This window comes from Mesorhizobium sp. M0808 (assembly GCF_040320025.1).
Lineage (GTDB): Bacteria > Pseudomonadota > Alphaproteobacteria > Rhizobiales > Rhizobiaceae > Mesorhizobium.
This window is the reverse complement of record NZ_JAMYOX010000033.1, coordinates 25,091-40,182: the sequence shown is the minus strand read 5'-3', so window position 1 is coordinate 40,182 and position 15,092 is coordinate 25,091. Positions and strand designations below refer to the sequence as shown.

Genomic DNA, 15,092 nt, shown 5'->3' with positions numbered 1-15,092 from the left:
GATGTTCATCCTGCGCTTCCTCTGGGCGGTCCTGACATCGCGCTGGCTGTGGACACTGATTGGCATCACGCTGCTTTCCTTTGTGATCTGGGTATTCGGGCCGATCGTCAGGGTCGGACCCTACGACCCTTTCGCCTCCGACAATGTGCGCATCGTCATCATCGCGCTGCTGGTCATCTTCTGGCTGATCTGGCTCATCGCCGCCCAGCGTCGGGCGATCCGTGCCAACCGTATGTTCGTCGCCGAAATCGCCGCGCCGGCGGTAGAGAAGCCACTCAGCCCCGGCGAAGAGAATGTCGCTGCCGTCGGAGCCAAGTTCGGCGAGGTCATGGCCGAGTTGAAGCGCCGCAAACTGGGTGGTCGCAAGTTCCTGCGCGAGATGCCCTGGTACGTGATCGTCGGACCGCCGGCCACCGGCAAGACCACGGCCTTGCGCCAGTCGGGGTTGAATTTTCCGATCGACCTGACCGACGACCTGCAAGGGGTCGGCGGCACGCGCAATTGCGACTGGTTCTTTTCGGAGAGTGCGGTTCTGATCGACACTGCAGGCCGCTATGTCCAACAGGAGAGCCAACCCGACGTCGACGCAGTGGAGTGGCTGGGCTTCCTCGACCTTTTGAAGAAGCACCGGGGCCGTCGGGCGCTCAACGGTGTGATCGTCGCGCTTTCGATCGATGTGCTTTCGGAGGGCGACGACGCCATCAAGGCGCATGGCCGCAAGATCCGCCGTCGGCTGGCCGAGCTCAACGACCGCCTCGAAATCCGCCTTCCGGTCTATCTGATGCTGACCAAAGCCGACCTGATCAAGGGGTTCGAGGCTTTCTTCGGCGGTTTGTCGACGGCTGGGCGCGAGCAGGTCTGGGGGACTACGTTCGCACTCGACGCGCATGTCGATGCAAAGACCATCGAGCGGGAAATCGCGATGTTAGCAACCGAGCTCGAGCGGCGGCTGGTGCCCCGGCTGGAGGACGAAGACAAGCTTGCTGCCCGCGCCGAAATCTTCAGGTTTCCCGCCCAACTCGCCAGCCTGTCCGAGCCGATCCAGGTACTGATCGAGGCGATGTTCGGCGAAAGCCGGTATGAGGAGGCCGCTTGGCTGCGTGGCCTTTATCTGACGTCGGCGACCCAGGAAGGGGCGCCCATCGATCGGCTGACCGCAGCGCTGTCTGCCTCCTTCGGCCTTCCGCCGCGCCGGGCGTTGGCCGCGCCGCGTGTCGAAAAACGCAGCTTCTTCCTAAAGAACCTGCTTACAGAAGTCATCTTCAAGGAAGCCGGCCTAGGCACCTTCGATCCGCTGGCGCAACGCCGCCGCGCCTGGATCTGGCGTGGCGCGGCCGCCGCATGTGCCGCAGCCGCCCTGCTGGTCAGCGGCCTATTCACCTGGTCCTACTACGACAACCGCAACGCGATCACGGCCCAGGCAAGCCAGTTCGAGGCGCTGCAAACGCCACTGACCTCGGCCGCGGCAAACCCGGCATCCGTAGAACAGCCTGCCATCGATGTCGCCCTCGGTGCGATGGATGAGGTCGCAAATGCCCGCACCCCGCCGCCTGGCGCAGCACAGGATTTGCTGGGGCCATCAGCCTCGGCGGAACTGGTGCGGGCACAGACCGACACTTACGACCATGCTTTGCGTAACGTTCTCGAGCCGCACATGGTGGCGCTGCTCGAAGCGACGATGTGGCGGCAGATCCGCGATCCGGACTTCATGCTTGGCGCGCTGAAGACCTATCGCATGATGACCGGCCTTTCTCAGATGGATCCAGACTTCGCCCAGAGCTGGTGGGTCAACAGTCTGCCTGAATTCGCCGCGGCTGCCCCCTTTCCGACAGCTGACGCCGAAGAGCACCAGCTTGCCGCGATCCGTCGCATGGCGGTTGACGCCAGTTATATCGCCCCGGACCAGGCACTGGTTGCAGAGGCACTGAAAACCGTCTGCACGATTTCCTTGCCGGCGCGTGCCTACAAGCAGCTGCTGGCCGACCCGGCGGTGGCTGCGCTCAAGGAATGGATTCCTGCCAACTTCGCCGGCCCCAACGGCGCCAAGGTCTTTGCGCGGCGTTCCGACAAGACGCTTCGGGTCGGCATTTCGGGAGCATTCACCTATGCCGGCTTCCATGACGCCATTCTCGACCGGGTCGAGGATGTCGCCGCCCAGGCAGCACTCGACCGGGCGGTGTTCGCCGGCGGTTGCTCGGAAAATTCCGAAGCCTCGGTGTCGGCGCTGTCAGAGGATATTCTGAAGCTTTATTACGACGACTATATCGCGCAATGGGACAGCTTCCTGCGCGACATGAGGCTCGCGCCATTGACCGACCTCAACGTCGCCAGTGAGAACCTCAAGGATCTTTCAAGCGCCGACTCCGCGCTGAAGCGCCTGGTTACCGCGGTGGTCCAGGAGACCGAGCTTACGCGATCCGATGAAGCGCCGACAAACGACAAGGCCGCGGCGGCAGGTGGCTCGAAACTGCTCGGCAAGCTGGGCAAGCTTGGCAAGATCGTAAAAACCGGAGCAAAGCTTTTGCCGCGTGCGGGCTCCGCCGACGAAGTGGATCTTACCGGCAGTCTGGTGGCCGAGCATTTCAAACCGCTCAAGGGTGCCGTTGCCGAGGTCGAGGGCCAGCCGCCGGCGCTCGACGCCGCCATCGTCGCGCTCACCGCACTGTCCAACGTGCTGCAGACGGTGACGGCCAATCCCGATCCTCAGGACGCCATCAAGAAGCAGGGCGGCCTCGCCGAACTGACTGGAGCGGTTGCCAGACAGGCGCAGATCCTGCCCGACCCGATCGACGATTGGTTGGGCGGCATTGCCGGCGATACCAGCGGCCTGACGCAGAAGGCGGTCACCTCGGAGCTCAACGCCATCTGGCGCGCCGACATCCTGCCGTTCTGCCAGGCAGCACTCAACAACCGCTATCCTTTCAGCCCGGACAGCGCCGTCGACGTCAATATCCGCGACTTCGCCCGCCTGTTCGGACCGGCAGGACTGATCGACACCTTCATCAACGACCACCTGATCAGCTATGTCGACACGTCGGCGCAGCCATGGAAATGGCGCGCTGATTTCGGCCTCGACCCCCCGGCTCTGGCCGCGTTCGAGCAGGCAAGGCGGATCCGCGATGATCTCTTTCCGGGCGGTACAGGCCCGCTGATGAGCTTCACGCTCGAACCGAAGGATCTGTCGCCCAATGTCGCGCGCGTGACGCTCAATCTCGATGGCCAGAACCTCGTCTATTATAACAATGCAACAAGGCCGCAGCCGATGACGTGGCCCGGCAAGGACGGCACAGGCGTCATCTCGCTGGCCTTCCAGCCGATCGATGGCTCGCCCGAAATCTTGCTCAACGAGACCGGCAGCTGGGCGTGGCTGAGAATGTTGCGCAGCGGTCGCTTCACAGGCACCTCGCTGTCGGACGTCTACAGCCTGCGCCTTGGCACCCAAGGCATGTACGCCGATTTCCAGCTCAAGGCCGCCAGCGTCGAAAACCCGTACAACCTGCAAATGTTCAAGAAATTTTCATGTCCGCCGCAGATATGATCCTGCCCGGCTTTTACGGCAAGATGCCTGCCACCGGCGATTTCGTCACGCGGCGGCTGCCCGGGGATTTTGTGCGCGTCTGGGACCGCTGGCTGGCGCAGCACATCGTGCCGCTGATGGGCTCGGAAACCTGGCCGCGCGGCACGGCGCTACGGTTCCTAACGGGTCCGGGCTTTGTCGGCGCGTCGGCGGGCATTATCTTGCAGAGCGTCGATAGGGTTGGCAGGCAGTTTCCGTTGAGCGTCGTCGCGCAGCTTCCTGAGGCTTCCGTTCAACTGGCTCGCGCCGATGCGTGGTTTGCCGGGATTGAAGAGACTGCCTTTGCCGCCCAGCGGGGCGAGCTGACGCCTGACGAACTGGATACAGCGCTGGGCGCCCTGCCCGTGCCAACCGTCGAACCGGGTGAAGAGGTGATCGGCGATATGGTGATGTGGACTTCGCATTCGGACATTTTCGACATTGATCCGAGGTCACCGCAAGCGACGCTGGAGCAGATCTTTGCGGCAAGCTGGGAGACCAGCTGATGTTCGTCAGCCAGAACACCACGCCGTTTCTCGCCGAGACCTTTCCCTACCAGGACAAGCATTGCGTGAAACATTGTGTGGCTGTCATTCGTGCCACGTTCGATGTCGATGCCGACGGAAACTGCACGCCCAGTAAGGAGCAGTCGCCCTTCGTCTATGCCGACACCCACTATGGCGATCCGGAAGTCACCTCCATTCGCGTCGAGACCGACTTTGCCCCCGTCAAGCCGAAATGCGAGGTTCTGCTCGACGCGATGGCCGTCGCCCCGAAAGGGCGGCAGGCGGAAGCGATCGAGGTGCGATTGGTTGGCCCGGGACTGGACAAGCGCGCGGTGGTCAGCGGACAAAGGCGCTGGTTCCGAGGCGGGCTCGGCATCCAGGCTTCACGGCCCCACCCCTTCACGTCAATGCCGCTGGCGTGGCACCTCGCCTTCGGCGGCACAGACCGGACCGATCCCGATCCAGCGCAGCATCGAAGCGACGCCGTCAACCCGATCGGCAGCGGCTACCTTGCCGGCCAGGGCAACATCGACGGCACGCCGCTGCCCTGTGTCGAGCACCCGCAATCGCGGATGCGCATCTGGAACGACCGGCCGCGCCCTATCGGCTTCGGGCCGGTGCCGCGCTTTGCGAAAGAACGCGCGCGCTATGCCGGCACCTATGACAAGCACTGGATGGAGAACGTCCTGCCATTCCTGCCGCAGGATTTCGACGACCGCTACTTTCAGGCGGCGCCCGAGGACCAATGGCTGGACAAGCTTGGCGAAGGCATGGTCTTCGGCTGCCTGGGCATGAACGAGAGCGGCAAGTTCAAGGTGAAGCTGCCGGCGATGTCGGTACCGGTACGGTTCATGTTCAACGACAGGACCGAGCACAAGGTGGCGGCGCCGGACACGCTCAACATAATGCCGCATGCGGGGAGGATCGTTCTAGTCGGACGGGTGGGCGTAAAGTTGCCGCGAAAATTCGTGAAACTGCAGCAGGTGCAGGTGGGCAGAGAGCCGAAGCGGATCAACGCCAAGCCGCATTACGCCGGGTTGAAGGAAGCCGTGGCGGCGCTAGCCGCAACGCGCAGGAAAAGATGACCGCTATCTCCTGCATCAGCCTCGTCTGTCCGGTCGGCTACACCCCGGCAAGTGCCATTGCCGCGATGCGGGCGAAGATCGCCGTGTTCGAGGAGTTGCCGTACCGGGACAACGGCGGTCAGCCGCTTCGCGGCGCTGTGGTCGACGCAATTCTGCCCGAGACGCGCGGCCGCAGCCGCCTCCAGGCGCTGGCCCGGTTCGCTGTCGAACATATAGATGAAAAGGTTGCGGCCCTGCTCCCGTGGGGCGAGATGCCGTTCCTCCTGTGCATGCGCGATGCCGGCATGGCCGGCGCCCGCATAAATGGCATTCTGTCCGGGCTTGCTGTGCCCGGCGGAGCGCCGTTGGTGGGATCACGCACATTCCAGATCACCCATGGCCAAATTTCGGCTTTTGTCGCGATAGAACAGGCGCGCAAGCTGTTGGATGAACGCGACGCGGATGCCTGCCTCGTCATGGCGATCGACAGCCTGATCGACGCGCGCTCGCTCAGTTGGCTCGACGACCGGATGCGATTGAAGACGAGCGACGTGACGGATGGCCTCCTCCCCGGCGAGGCGGCCTGCATTCTGGTCGTCAGCAAACGTCCGATCGTCGAGGGGGCTTTGCGGCTGCGAGGGCTGGGCCTCGCTATCGAAACGGCAACCCCCAGCAACGAGGAACCATTCCGGGCGGATGGACTTGGCGCGGCAGTGAAAGCCGCGCTCGCCGAGGCCGGCGTGCAGATGCACGAAATCGCGTTCCGTCTCAGCGATGTCGCGGGCGAGTCCTACGCCTTCGAGGAACTTGTTCTGGCGCAGCTTCGCAACATGCGCCAGACGCGACCGGAGCAGCCCGTGTGGCATGCCGCCGACTGCATGGGCGATTGCGGAGCGGCGGCTGGACTGATCCAGTTTGCCTGGGCCGAGCAAGCATTCAAGCGCGGCTATGCGCCCGGCAACCTCGCGGCTCTGCATGGTAGTTCGATGGCATTCGGCGGCCGGGCTGCCGCCGTGGTTTCGGCCTGAGGGGAGCGAAGATGACAAAGAACGTCTTTGCCGGAATGTGGGAGATCGCCGCCGAGAACGGCATGAACAAGTCAATCGCGCGCTTCCCTGACGTGTGCATGTCGCCGCCCTCGCCGCCGGCCGGGCCGATCCCGATCCCCTATCCGGACACCTCATTCTCCAACAATCTCAAATCTGCTTCATCCACGGTGAAAATCGGCGGCAAAGGCGCAGCGCTGGCACAGAAGTCGTACTACAAGGAATCCGTGCTGGGTGATGAAGCAGCGACCCGCACATTCGGCGCAAACGTCGTGACGCACCAGATTACGGGCAAGACCTATTTCCAGGCCTGGTGCATGGACGTGATGTTCGAAGGCAAAAATGTCTGTCGGCATTTCGACATCACGACGAGCAACCATGCATCCTCGGCGACGACCACGGCGCCTCTTGCAACCATTGAGACAATGAGCCCCGCCGACCAGGATGCCCTGTTGGACAAGGGAATCTGCCCTTGCTGCAAGGGGCCGGTACATAATCCGGAGCAGAAGAAGGGTAACAACATTACTGCGGCAGAGTTCTACAAGCCGAATTTGGCTCAGAATAGAAAGGCGACCGGCAATCCGGTGGGAAAGGATATCGTTGAACGAGCCCAGGCCGCGATAGACTCCATGGAGAAAATTCGGGAAGAAGCAAAAAAGGATGACTGTGAGGCAGCTATTCCTGAAGACAATCCTAATGACGCGTGCGGCCGCCATTATATAATCAAGAGCGCAAAGAACTCGCGTGAAGAGTTTACCGCGCAAGATTCCCCGCTAACGCCCGAGGATCATTATAACACGACCGGTCAGTATGGCCCCGCCGGCCCCTCAATCCTTGCACAGGCAAAGAAGATTCATGCTGCAAAGGATGGCACCAACGTAGCGATAATCGGGCACAAAACCGCGCTCGGCGCAGGGGGGTGCCCCGTTGGCGCGGGGAATCACCAGGGAGTCAGCGCAAAGTGCTCAAAGTACGAATCGGCGCTCGCGAAGGCACAGAGCGCGCTTGTCGACTTCCATCGCAAAGTGCACTTCTGAACACAGTCCCGGAATACCGAGAGCGGTGATCTAATGGCGAATGCAGATCTTCCTTCATTTCTCTACGGGACGTTCGACTGGAGGTTTCGTGGTCTCAACTTTGCACAGACACCTCCGAGCGGATTGCTTGGTCCTGCGGCGCTGGGCGATCGAAATCCCTGGATCGTTCTGGCCACTGTGGTGGAACTGGCCAGGCAAGGTGACCATTCTCACGCCCAGATCCTGAGCCGTTATTATGATGACAAGGACACCCCCGCGCTCTCTCGCGTTTCACTCATGCTGACGGGCGACCTGGCTCCGCAGTCAGATCTGGTCCTGCTGCAGCAGGCCTTGCGAAGTGTTGATCCAGGGGTCCGGATGTACGCCGCGGAAGGCGCCGCGCTTGCCGGTCAGATTTGGCTGATTGGCGACATGTTGCGTGCCTGGGAGAATGCCGAGGAAGCGCGCGACCATGAGGTAATCGGCTTCAGCATATGCGACTTGCTCGAAAAACCGGGAGGTGAGTTGGAGAGCTATGCCGACATTTTTCCATTCAAGGACGTCGACCAGGTACTTGCCGAGATTCCAGGGCTCAAAAACGTGGAAGAGCAACTTCGCCTTTTGGCCGAGGGTACTCCGGAATTCGTCCACAGAACGGAAGAAGCCTACCGTAATACCAGGTCGAAGCTGGCCAACGACGACGTCTTCATTTTCGAAGCGAACGTCTGGACAATGGAGAGCTTTGTTCGGCAGCTTCAGGATCAGATATCACAAGAAGTCGCTCCCGCCTTCTACAATTACCGGCACCGCTTTGAAGCGTACACGGGAATTGACTGCACGTCCTTCTTCAGAGGGGGTTCCGCCGATCGACTCGCGATAATGGCCGCGCTTGAAACATTCACCGAATCCAACGCGGCAGCGAACTATCTGCCTGGACGCCGATACTTTGCCGGACATCTCATCCCGCCCTAGCAATCGGCCGGGCATTGGTCTTGGCCCAAGTCTCAACCTTGTCGGCCAGCAGCAGAGCGGGCTGATCATCGCCGAAGTGTTCCGCGAAATTTGGTCCGATCTGTGCCGCGTCGTTGGCGAAAAGCTTTGTTTCCTCCCGCGCCACGGGAAATAACTCCAGAAACGACGAGCCTGCTGCGACGGCCAGGGCCGGTTCCCTCATCCGCTCAATAAGCCAGGGCAGAACCGCGCGATCGCCCAGCATGCCGATGCCCCGCACCGCGATCGGGGCCGTCTGTGATGATTTCATTAGCCCGCCCAGCCAGGCGCGCACCTCCTTTTCGGGTCCCGCCTTGACAGCGGCGCGTAAGGCGCTCAGCGCATCGGAGCCGCCGGCCACCGCAGAGCTGCGCAGCTCGGCTCGCGCTAGATCGCCAGAGCCGAGTTCCGTCAACGCCCACCCCGCCCAAAGCCGCACGGCATCGTCTTCCGCCTGCATCGCAGCCTCCATCTCCTGCGCAAGATCCGTGCGTTTCAGCTTTCCAGCCAGTCGCAGGCTGAGTGCACGTGTGTCCGAATCCGGGTCGCGGACGAGACGCTCAAGCAACCGCTTCGGATCGACACCATGTGCGACGCAGGCGGCAACGCCGAGGTAGCGCAGAAGCGCATCATGCGCACCCAGCCAGTCCCGCACGAGTTTCCCGATCTTCTGTGGCTTGTGCCAGGAAAATGCACCGACCAGACCTCGGCGTTCCCCAGCTTGCCGCCCCGCCTCGATCGTGCTGTCGACCCGCTTTGCGTCCTCCTGCTCAATCGCCATCCAGCCGGCGACGAAGAACTCGCCCTTGTCCGGGAAGTCCGCAAGCTGGCGATCCACGAACGGCCATGCCGCGCTACCGGCGATACGAAGGCCGTCGAGGTTGATCTCGAGGCGCTGCCCAATCTCGGCGATCACGGCCTCGTCGGGCGGATCCTCCAGGGACCAGGTGTCGCGCTGCGCCCACAGAAACGCCGCCTGCTCCACATGCTGGCGCACCACCTCAACCGCTATGCGTTGCGGCGACGCGATAAGCTGAGCGCTCACCGACGCCATCAGGAGACGGCCATCAATTCAGGTTGATCGAGCCACCGCGAATGCGCTGCGCGCCGCTGGCGTGGCTGATGATATGACCGCCGCGGATTGTGATGCGGCCATCGCTCTCCATGATGATTGTCGCCTTGCCGCAACGCAGCTCGAGTCTGTCGTTGGCGGTGATCCGCACATGGTCGCCGTCGCGCATGACATGGTGAGTGGCCGCCGCGCGTACTGGGTCGACGATGCGTCCAACGATCAGCGGCTTGCGCGGATCGCCTCCCTGGAAGAGCAGGGCGACCTCCCTGCCGATCATATCCGATGAGAGTTCGCACAGGCTACGCGCCGGCAAGGCCGTTTCGTCCGGATTACCCGGAAACACCACCAAAGGTGCGTCCTCGCCGAAACCAAGGAAGACACCGATGACAACCCCCTCAATGCGCTCACTGACTTCAACCATCTTCGCCCTCAATTCTCGTGGATCTTCGAGCCCTTCATGGTGATGTCGCCCGATGCCTTGATGTTGATCTTGCCGGAAGCCTTGACAGAAATATCCTTGCCCTCGATCGCGATCGTGCCGTCCTTTTTCATCATGATCTTCGCCGATCCGGTCTGGATCAAAATCTCGTCACCTGCGTCAATCACCAGTTTCTTGCCGACCTTGATGGTACTGTCCTCGCCGATGCTGATCCCGCTACCCTTTGCGATACCCAGCGTATGGGCGCCCCCGACGCTTGTGGAGTCGTCCGCGGCAATGCTCGCGCTGCGTGCCGCACCGATGCTGAAAGTCTGGGCGCTGCCAACCGTGACGCTCTGATCGGCACCGACATTGACGGTCTGCCCGGCCGCGATGTTCCAGCTATCGGAAGCCCCGATGTCGTGGCTTTGCGCCGAACCTACGGTCACCGACCGTGTCGCCCCGATCGTATTCGTCTGGACCGCGCCGACGCTGCGCGTCTCCGAGGCACCCACTGTATCGACACGCGCCGCGCCAACGGTGATCGTCTGGACGATCGCGACCGTCTGGGTGTGATTTGCGCCGATCGTCTCCGTCGAATTGGACCCAATACCGATGGTCTCGTTCGAACCAACCGTCAGCGAGCGGTTGATACCAACCGTCTCGGTATCGTTCGAGCCGATATCCGTCGTCTGGTCGACGCCGACCTTGACCGTCTTGTTGTTGCCGACGTCCTCGTCGAGGTTGTGGCCGACGGAGTGCTTGGCGTCGTGGTCGATACGGTCGGACTGGTCGTGCTGCACCAGCTTGGTGCGGTCGTTCTTGATCAGAAGGTTGTGGTCCTTCTGCGCCTGGAAATTGACCAGTTCGGAGCCGGCCTTGTCTTCGAACATCAGCTCGTTGTAGCCGCCGCCGCCTTTCGACGAGTCGGATTTCCAGCCGGATTGCGTGGCGCTGCCCGGCAGTCCGTAGGGCGGCATCTGCGAGGCGTTGTAGACCCGGCCGGTGATGATCGGCAGATCCGGGTCGCCTTCGATGAAGTCGACGATCACCTCCTGGCCGATGCGCGGGATCTGGATGAAACCCCAGCCGCTGCCGGCCCAGGTCTGCGAGACCCGCACGAAGCAGGAGCTGTTCTGGTCCTTCTTGCCGAGACGGTCCCAGTGGAACTGCACCTTCACCCGTGCATATTTGTCGGTGAATATTTCCTCGCCGGACGGGCCGACCACCGTCGCCGTCTGCGGGCCGCGCATGATCGGCCGTGTCGTGACCCGCGGCGGGCGATAGGCCAAGGCGGTCGGCGCCACGCCGAGGATCACCTTAAAGTTTTCGCTTTCGACATCGGCAAGGGCTCTGTAGCCCGGATCGAACAGCCTGTATTCGGCGCTGACCACCAGATACTCCTGGTTCTGGTCTTCGCGCGGAAAACCGTCCAGCTTGAACGTGCAGCCGGAATACAGGCCGCGCACGGTGCCGACTGCAGCAATGCGCTGGTGCACCGCTTGGATTTCCTCGCGCCGGATCGCCGCCAGGCTATCACCGCGGCCGACTTCCAGGTGGGCGCCGGGCTGACGGTAATTCTCGCCTGCGGCCAGCTTGTGATTGAACGGCTGGGCGGATTTGACCATCAGGTCAGCGCCCGGCTTCTTGAAATCATAGTCGGTATGGACATAGGCGCCCGGCCGCACCGAACTCCCCGGAATCCATTCGGTAATGTATTCGACATCGCGCCGGGAGCCCTGCCCCTCAAAGTGGTACGGCACTTTTTCATAGCCCGGCGCCGGCTTGAGCTTGTTCATGGCATCGGCGAGCACAAGCGTGTGCTTGCCCTCACCATGCTCGAAGAAATACAAGATGCCCTCGTGCTCGAGCAGCCGCTGCACGAAGTCCAGATCGGTCTCATCATATTGCACGCAATATTCGCGCGGCGGATAGGAACCTTGCAGGCGTTTCTCGAATTTTGCCGTGCTGTATCTCGAGAAAACCTCTTCGACGATTTCGATGACGCTCATGTTTTGGAAAATACGGCAGTCGGTAGTATTGCCGAGAAACCAGAGCCATGGCCTGACGACTGCTTCGTAATAGGCCAGTCGATCCTCGATCCGGGTGAGGCGAAACTCCGACACGATGCCGCTGAACCAGCGCTGGGGGTCGGCTTCACCTTCGATCGAGACGGGGCCACCCAGCATCTCCAGCGGATCGATATCGTGGCTGGGGCTCACGAACCCGACCGTATAGGCCAGACAACGACTGATCTCATCGCGCCCGACGAGATGTGTAAAGGTCAACAGTTCAGCGCCAACTGGCGTTTGCACAACCGTGGCACGTTGTTCACTTGGCATGGGTCGTGCCCCTCCTCGGCCTGGCGGCCAGCCCAGTGGATTTGAATATCCTAATCAGGAACTCGAAATCACATGAAACCCTGATGGTTGCCAGTCCATTTCGAGCGTACCACATGTTTGTTGTGCAGGCCAAAGCGGACCACGAATACTGTGATGCGTATTTTGGGATTAGCCACGCTAAAAACATGGAGTATCGTGTCGGCAAGGCCGCCAGCGATCACACAGGCGATTTCGCATGTTAATCAGTCTGCAGATCAGCAATGTCGATGCCCTGCCCACTGGCGTGGCGCCTGGCTACCGATCGCGTAATCGCAGCTTCAAAATCGGCCGCGAACATTGCGACTGGATCTTGCCTGATCCTGACAAGTTCATCTCAGGCCGGCATTGCCAAATCCGATACGAGGCAGGCGCGTTTTGGCTGCACGACATTTCGCGCAATGGCACTTTCATCAATGGATCGAGCCAACGCATCACCGGTCCGCGCCGGCTAGACCAGGGCGACAGGCTCCTGGTCGGCCGCTACGTCATCTTTGTATCGATTGACGACGAGCATGCAACGCCAAGTCATCCGGAGGCCGACCGAGGTTCGACGCAACGACACATGCCGGTCGCGGCCGATCGGCTGCTTGATTCCGGAGGCGAGCCTCTCTTCAGTTCGGCAGAGCGATGGCTCGGGCAAGCACCGCCATCGACATCGTCGCTGCCTAGGGCCGTCCCCTCGACGACAGACGAGGTGCTGCGGGAAATTGCAATCGGCGCAGGCATCTCGCCGGAATTGTTGCAATTGCGTGATCCGCATGAAGTCGCTGCCGAAATCGGCGCAGTGCTTCGCACGGTGGTCGAGCAACTGGCCATGCTGCTGAAGGCACGTGCGGCTGCAAAGACATTGGCCAAGAGCCCACACCGAACGATGATAAGCTCCGCTGAAAACAATCCCCTCAAATTTGTCCCGGGCACCGACGACATACTCGAAATCATGTTCGCACGGCGCAGGGCCGGCTATCTCGATGCCAGGCACAGCGTCGAGGACGCGTTCCGCGATCTCAAGGCGCACGAATTTGCCACCTATGCCGCCATGCAAGCAGCGCTCTCGCGACTGCTTGACGACCTTTCGCCGGAAGCGATCGGCAAAAAGCTCCCGCCGACATCGTTTACCTCGAAGAAGACCCAAGCATGGGACGCTTTTGTCGGGACGTGGAGGAGCATGGAGGAAGCACACGAAAACGGCATGCTGGATATATTCTTGGCCTATTTCAGCGAAGCGTATGCAAAAGCTGACAAGCAAAAATAGACGGCAAAACAAACTGCGGCGCTTTAGCTGACGAAGAAAAGCGCGTCGGCGCACCGCATCATGTTCCAATCGACAACATCTGAGACTACGATCGCATACGACAGTTCGCCAAGCGGGTAAGCCTGATTGACCTGGGGGTCTGCGGCAGATGTCATATTGCGGCGCCATAGTTTCTTGTAGCTCCGGACCGCCTTGCCGGAAGGACCATTGCCTGTCCTATCCTGCCAGGAAAGATCTGGCGCCTCTCGCACGCGAGCGCGGACACTGCATGGCAGCGGCATATCGGCGATGAGCTCGAAGGACGATCCTTTCGGCCCGGTGGGCAAGACCGTCATCCGCCCACGGCTCGGGCAGAATGCGAAACCAGCCGCAAACGAACTGATCGCGAAGACCGTCGCGCCCTCGGATGTCAAGGAACCGACAGTTTTCGATCCTGACATAGGTCGGCATATGCCGCCGGACTGGACATCCGGAACCATTCTTTATCAGGGAGCATCGTCCGGTACAGCCGCCGGAGCCGAGGCAGCCGGGTCAAGGCCGACCATTCAGCAGGAGGTGCTGCTCGGCGCCGCAGACACGGTAAAATATTCGACGGCAAATCCGATCCTCGCTGCGTCAGCACCGTTGCTCGTCCTGTTCGGGCATCTCAGGCTCGTGCCGGTCGAAAGACAGGCGGCGCCATTGGCCGAACATATCGCCGATGCGATCGAGAGGTTCGACTGGACGCTGGAGAAGTCAGGGGTTCCCGAAGAGGATGCGCGGATCGCGAAGTTTGCCCTTTGCGAAACGGCCGACGATCTTGTGGGCAACCTGCCTTGGCCCGGCGAGGATACCTGGGCACAGCACAGTATGCTGTCGCGGTTCTTTCACATCGAGCCCACCGGCGCCAGCTTTTACGAAGCACTGAACAAGGTGCTGGCCAATCCTGAGCCACACTTAGACCTGCTCGAGCTGATGCATGTCTGCCTATCCCTGGGATTTGAGGGCCAGTATCGTGGCCTGGCGCGCGACGATACCAGTCTCGAACGTGTGCGGCGCGACGTCTACGAGACGCTTCGCTACTTCAGGGCCCGCGCCGGAGAGGACATCTCCCCCCGCTGGCAAGGCATGGCCGCTATGATGGTGCCGTCTTCGACCCGCCTGCCGCTCTGGGGTGTTGCTGCAGCGGCGTCAGCCCTGGTGACGGCCGCGTTCTTCACGTTGCGGGCGTTCATGACCGATGAAGGCGATGCTGCAGCCAGACAATTGCTGGCGCTCAATCCCTCGACGCCTGTGACGATCGAGCGCGCCAGTGTGGTACCCCCACTTGCCAAACCGGTGACAGCCGCCTCGCCTGCTGCAACCGAGCAGATCGACCGCATCCGCTCAGCACTGTCCACGCAAGTCGAGCGCGGCGGGATGACCATCGGCACAAAAGGCGACTTCATCGTAGTGGAGATCAACAATCAATTGTTGTTTCAGCCAGGCAAGACCGAAGTGAAGCCCGAGTTTTTGCCACTGGCCGCACAGATTGCCGCAGCCCTTGAGCACGAGCCAGGTCCAATCAGGATCGTTGGCCACACGGACAATGTGAAGCCACGGAAATCAAGCACGTTGAAATCCAACTTTGATCTTTCGGTCGCCCGCGCGAAGGCTGTTGAAACAATGATCGCCGAGAAACTTGGCGATCCCTCGCGAATAACCGCCGACGGCAAGGGCGAAGATGAGCCAATTGCCGACAATGCGACGTCCGAGGGCCGCGCCAAGAACCGCCGTGTCGACGTGATGATCCCCAAGGAGGAAACGCTGTGA

11 protein-coding genes and 1 pseudogene are annotated in these 15,092 nt (G+C 61.3%); 9 read left to right on the top strand and 3 right to left on the bottom strand.

What is annotated here, in order from left to right:
* The first annotated feature begins 1 nt into the window (after position 1).
* Genes tssM through NKI25_RS27480 form a run of 6 tightly spaced genes read left to right on the top strand, consistent with a single transcriptional unit; the run spans position 2 to position 8,160 of the window.
* A complete protein-coding gene (tssM, locus tag NKI25_RS27505; RefSeq protein WP_352786538.1) occupies positions 2–3,538 on the top strand; it encodes a type VI secretion system membrane subunit TssM in 3,537 nt (1,178 codons plus the stop codon).
* Positions 3,535–4,062: a type VI secretion system-associated protein TagF gene (tagF, locus tag NKI25_RS27500; RefSeq protein ID WP_352825099.1), complete on the top strand. Its 528-nt coding sequence runs from the start codon at positions 3,535–3,537 to the stop codon at positions 4,060–4,062. The genes tssM and tagF overlap by 4 nt, the downstream gene beginning before the upstream one ends.
* Positions 4,062–5,147, top strand: a complete 1,086-nt coding sequence (locus NKI25_RS27495) for a DUF2169 family type VI secretion system accessory protein (protein ID WP_352637736.1) — start codon at positions 4,062–4,064, stop codon at positions 5,145–5,147. The genes tagF and NKI25_RS27495 overlap by 1 nt, the downstream gene beginning before the upstream one ends.
* Entirely contained in the window at positions 5,144–6,154 is a 1,011-nt protein-coding gene (locus NKI25_RS27490; RefSeq protein ID WP_352786540.1) for a hypothetical protein, read from the top strand. Before NKI25_RS27495 ends, NKI25_RS27490 begins: the two co-directional genes overlap by 4 nt.
* Before the next feature lie 11 nt (positions 6,155–6,165).
* Positions 6,166–7,209, top strand: a complete 1,044-nt coding sequence (locus NKI25_RS27485; RefSeq protein WP_352786541.1) for a PAAR-like domain-containing protein — start codon at positions 6,166–6,168, stop codon at positions 7,207–7,209.
* Positions 7,210–7,242: 33 nt separating this feature from the next.
* The gene (locus NKI25_RS27480; protein ID WP_352786542.1) at positions 7,243–8,160 is read left to right on the top strand and encodes a hypothetical protein; all 918 of its coding nucleotides are present in this window, start codon (positions 7,243–7,245) and stop codon (positions 8,158–8,160) included.
* Here NKI25_RS27480 and NKI25_RS27475 read toward each other — a convergent pair.
* Genes NKI25_RS27475 through NKI25_RS27465 form a run of 3 tightly spaced genes read right to left on the bottom strand, consistent with a single transcriptional unit; the run spans position 8,147 to position 12,010 of the window.
* Complete coding sequence (locus tag NKI25_RS27475; protein ID WP_352786543.1) at positions 8,147–9,232, bottom strand: HEAT repeat domain-containing protein; 1,086 nt, start codon at positions 9,230–9,232, stop codon at positions 8,147–8,149. The genes NKI25_RS27480 and NKI25_RS27475 overlap by 14 nt on opposite strands.
* Positions 9,233–9,245: 13 nt before the next feature.
* Complete coding sequence (locus NKI25_RS27470; protein ID WP_352786544.1) at positions 9,246–9,671, bottom strand: DUF6484 domain-containing protein; 426 nt, start codon at positions 9,669–9,671, stop codon at positions 9,246–9,248.
* Positions 9,672–9,679: 8 nt separating this feature from the next.
* Positions 9,680–12,010 (bottom strand): type VI secretion system Vgr family protein, encoded by a 2,331-nt coding sequence (locus NKI25_RS27465; protein WP_352786545.1) that lies wholly within the window; start codon positions 12,008–12,010, stop codon positions 9,680–9,682.
* Between the two features lie 235 nt (positions 12,011–12,245).
* On the opposite strand from NKI25_RS27465, the pseudogene NKI25_RS27460 reads away from it, so the two are divergent.
* The 3 genes and pseudogenes from NKI25_RS27460 to tssL all read left to right on the top strand — a co-directional run.
* Positions 12,246–12,467: pseudogene (locus tag NKI25_RS27460) on the top strand (FHA domain-containing protein); the annotation flags it as partial.
* A 144-nt stretch (positions 12,468–12,611) separates the two neighbouring features.
* The gene (gene tagH, locus NKI25_RS27455) at positions 12,612–13,301 is read left to right on the top strand and encodes a type VI secretion system-associated FHA domain protein TagH (protein WP_352637790.1); all 690 of its coding nucleotides are present in this window, start codon (positions 12,612–12,614) and stop codon (positions 13,299–13,301) included.
* Between the two features lie 288 nt (positions 13,302–13,589).
* Positions 13,590–15,092, top strand: coding sequence for a type VI secretion system protein TssL, long form (tssL, locus tag NKI25_RS27450; protein WP_352825097.1), 1,503 nt, complete (start codon positions 13,590–13,592; stop codon positions 15,090–15,092).

What these genes read in the sequence shown, in the direction of transcription:
- tssM (WP_352786538.1), top strand. Translation starts at nt 2, where the DNA reads ATGTTCATCCTGCGCTTCCTCTGGGCGGTCCTGACATCGCGCTGGCTG.
- tagF (WP_352825099.1), top strand. Translation starts at nt 3,535, where the DNA reads ATGATCCTGCCCGGCTTTTACGGCAAGATGCCTGCCACCGGCGATTTC.
- NKI25_RS27495 (WP_352637736.1), top strand. Translation starts at nt 4,062, where the DNA reads ATGTTCGTCAGCCAGAACACCACGCCGTTTCTCGCCGAGACCTTTCCC.
- NKI25_RS27490 (WP_352786540.1), top strand. Translation starts at nt 5,144, where the DNA reads ATGACCGCTATCTCCTGCATCAGCCTCGTCTGTCCGGTCGGCTACACC.
- NKI25_RS27485 (WP_352786541.1), top strand. Translation starts at nt 6,166, where the DNA reads ATGACAAAGAACGTCTTTGCCGGAATGTGGGAGATCGCCGCCGAGAAC.
- NKI25_RS27480 (WP_352786542.1), top strand. Translation starts at nt 7,243, where the DNA reads ATGGCGAATGCAGATCTTCCTTCATTTCTCTACGGGACGTTCGACTGG.
- NKI25_RS27475 (WP_352786543.1), bottom strand. Translation starts at nt 9,232, where the DNA reads ATGGCGTCGGTGAGCGCTCAGCTTATCGCGTCGCCGCAACGCATAGCG.
- NKI25_RS27470 (WP_352786544.1), bottom strand. Translation starts at nt 9,671, where the DNA reads ATGGTTGAAGTCAGTGAGCGCATTGAGGGGGTTGTCATCGGTGTCTTC.
- NKI25_RS27465 (WP_352786545.1), bottom strand. Translation starts at nt 12,010, where the DNA reads ATGCCAAGTGAACAACGTGCCACGGTTGTGCAAACGCCAGTTGGCGCT.
- tagH (WP_352637790.1), top strand. Translation starts at nt 12,612, where the DNA reads ATGCCGGTCGCGGCCGATCGGCTGCTTGATTCCGGAGGCGAGCCTCTC.
- tssL (WP_352825097.1), top strand. Translation starts at nt 13,590, where the DNA reads ATGAGCTCGAAGGACGATCCTTTCGGCCCGGTGGGCAAGACCGTCATC.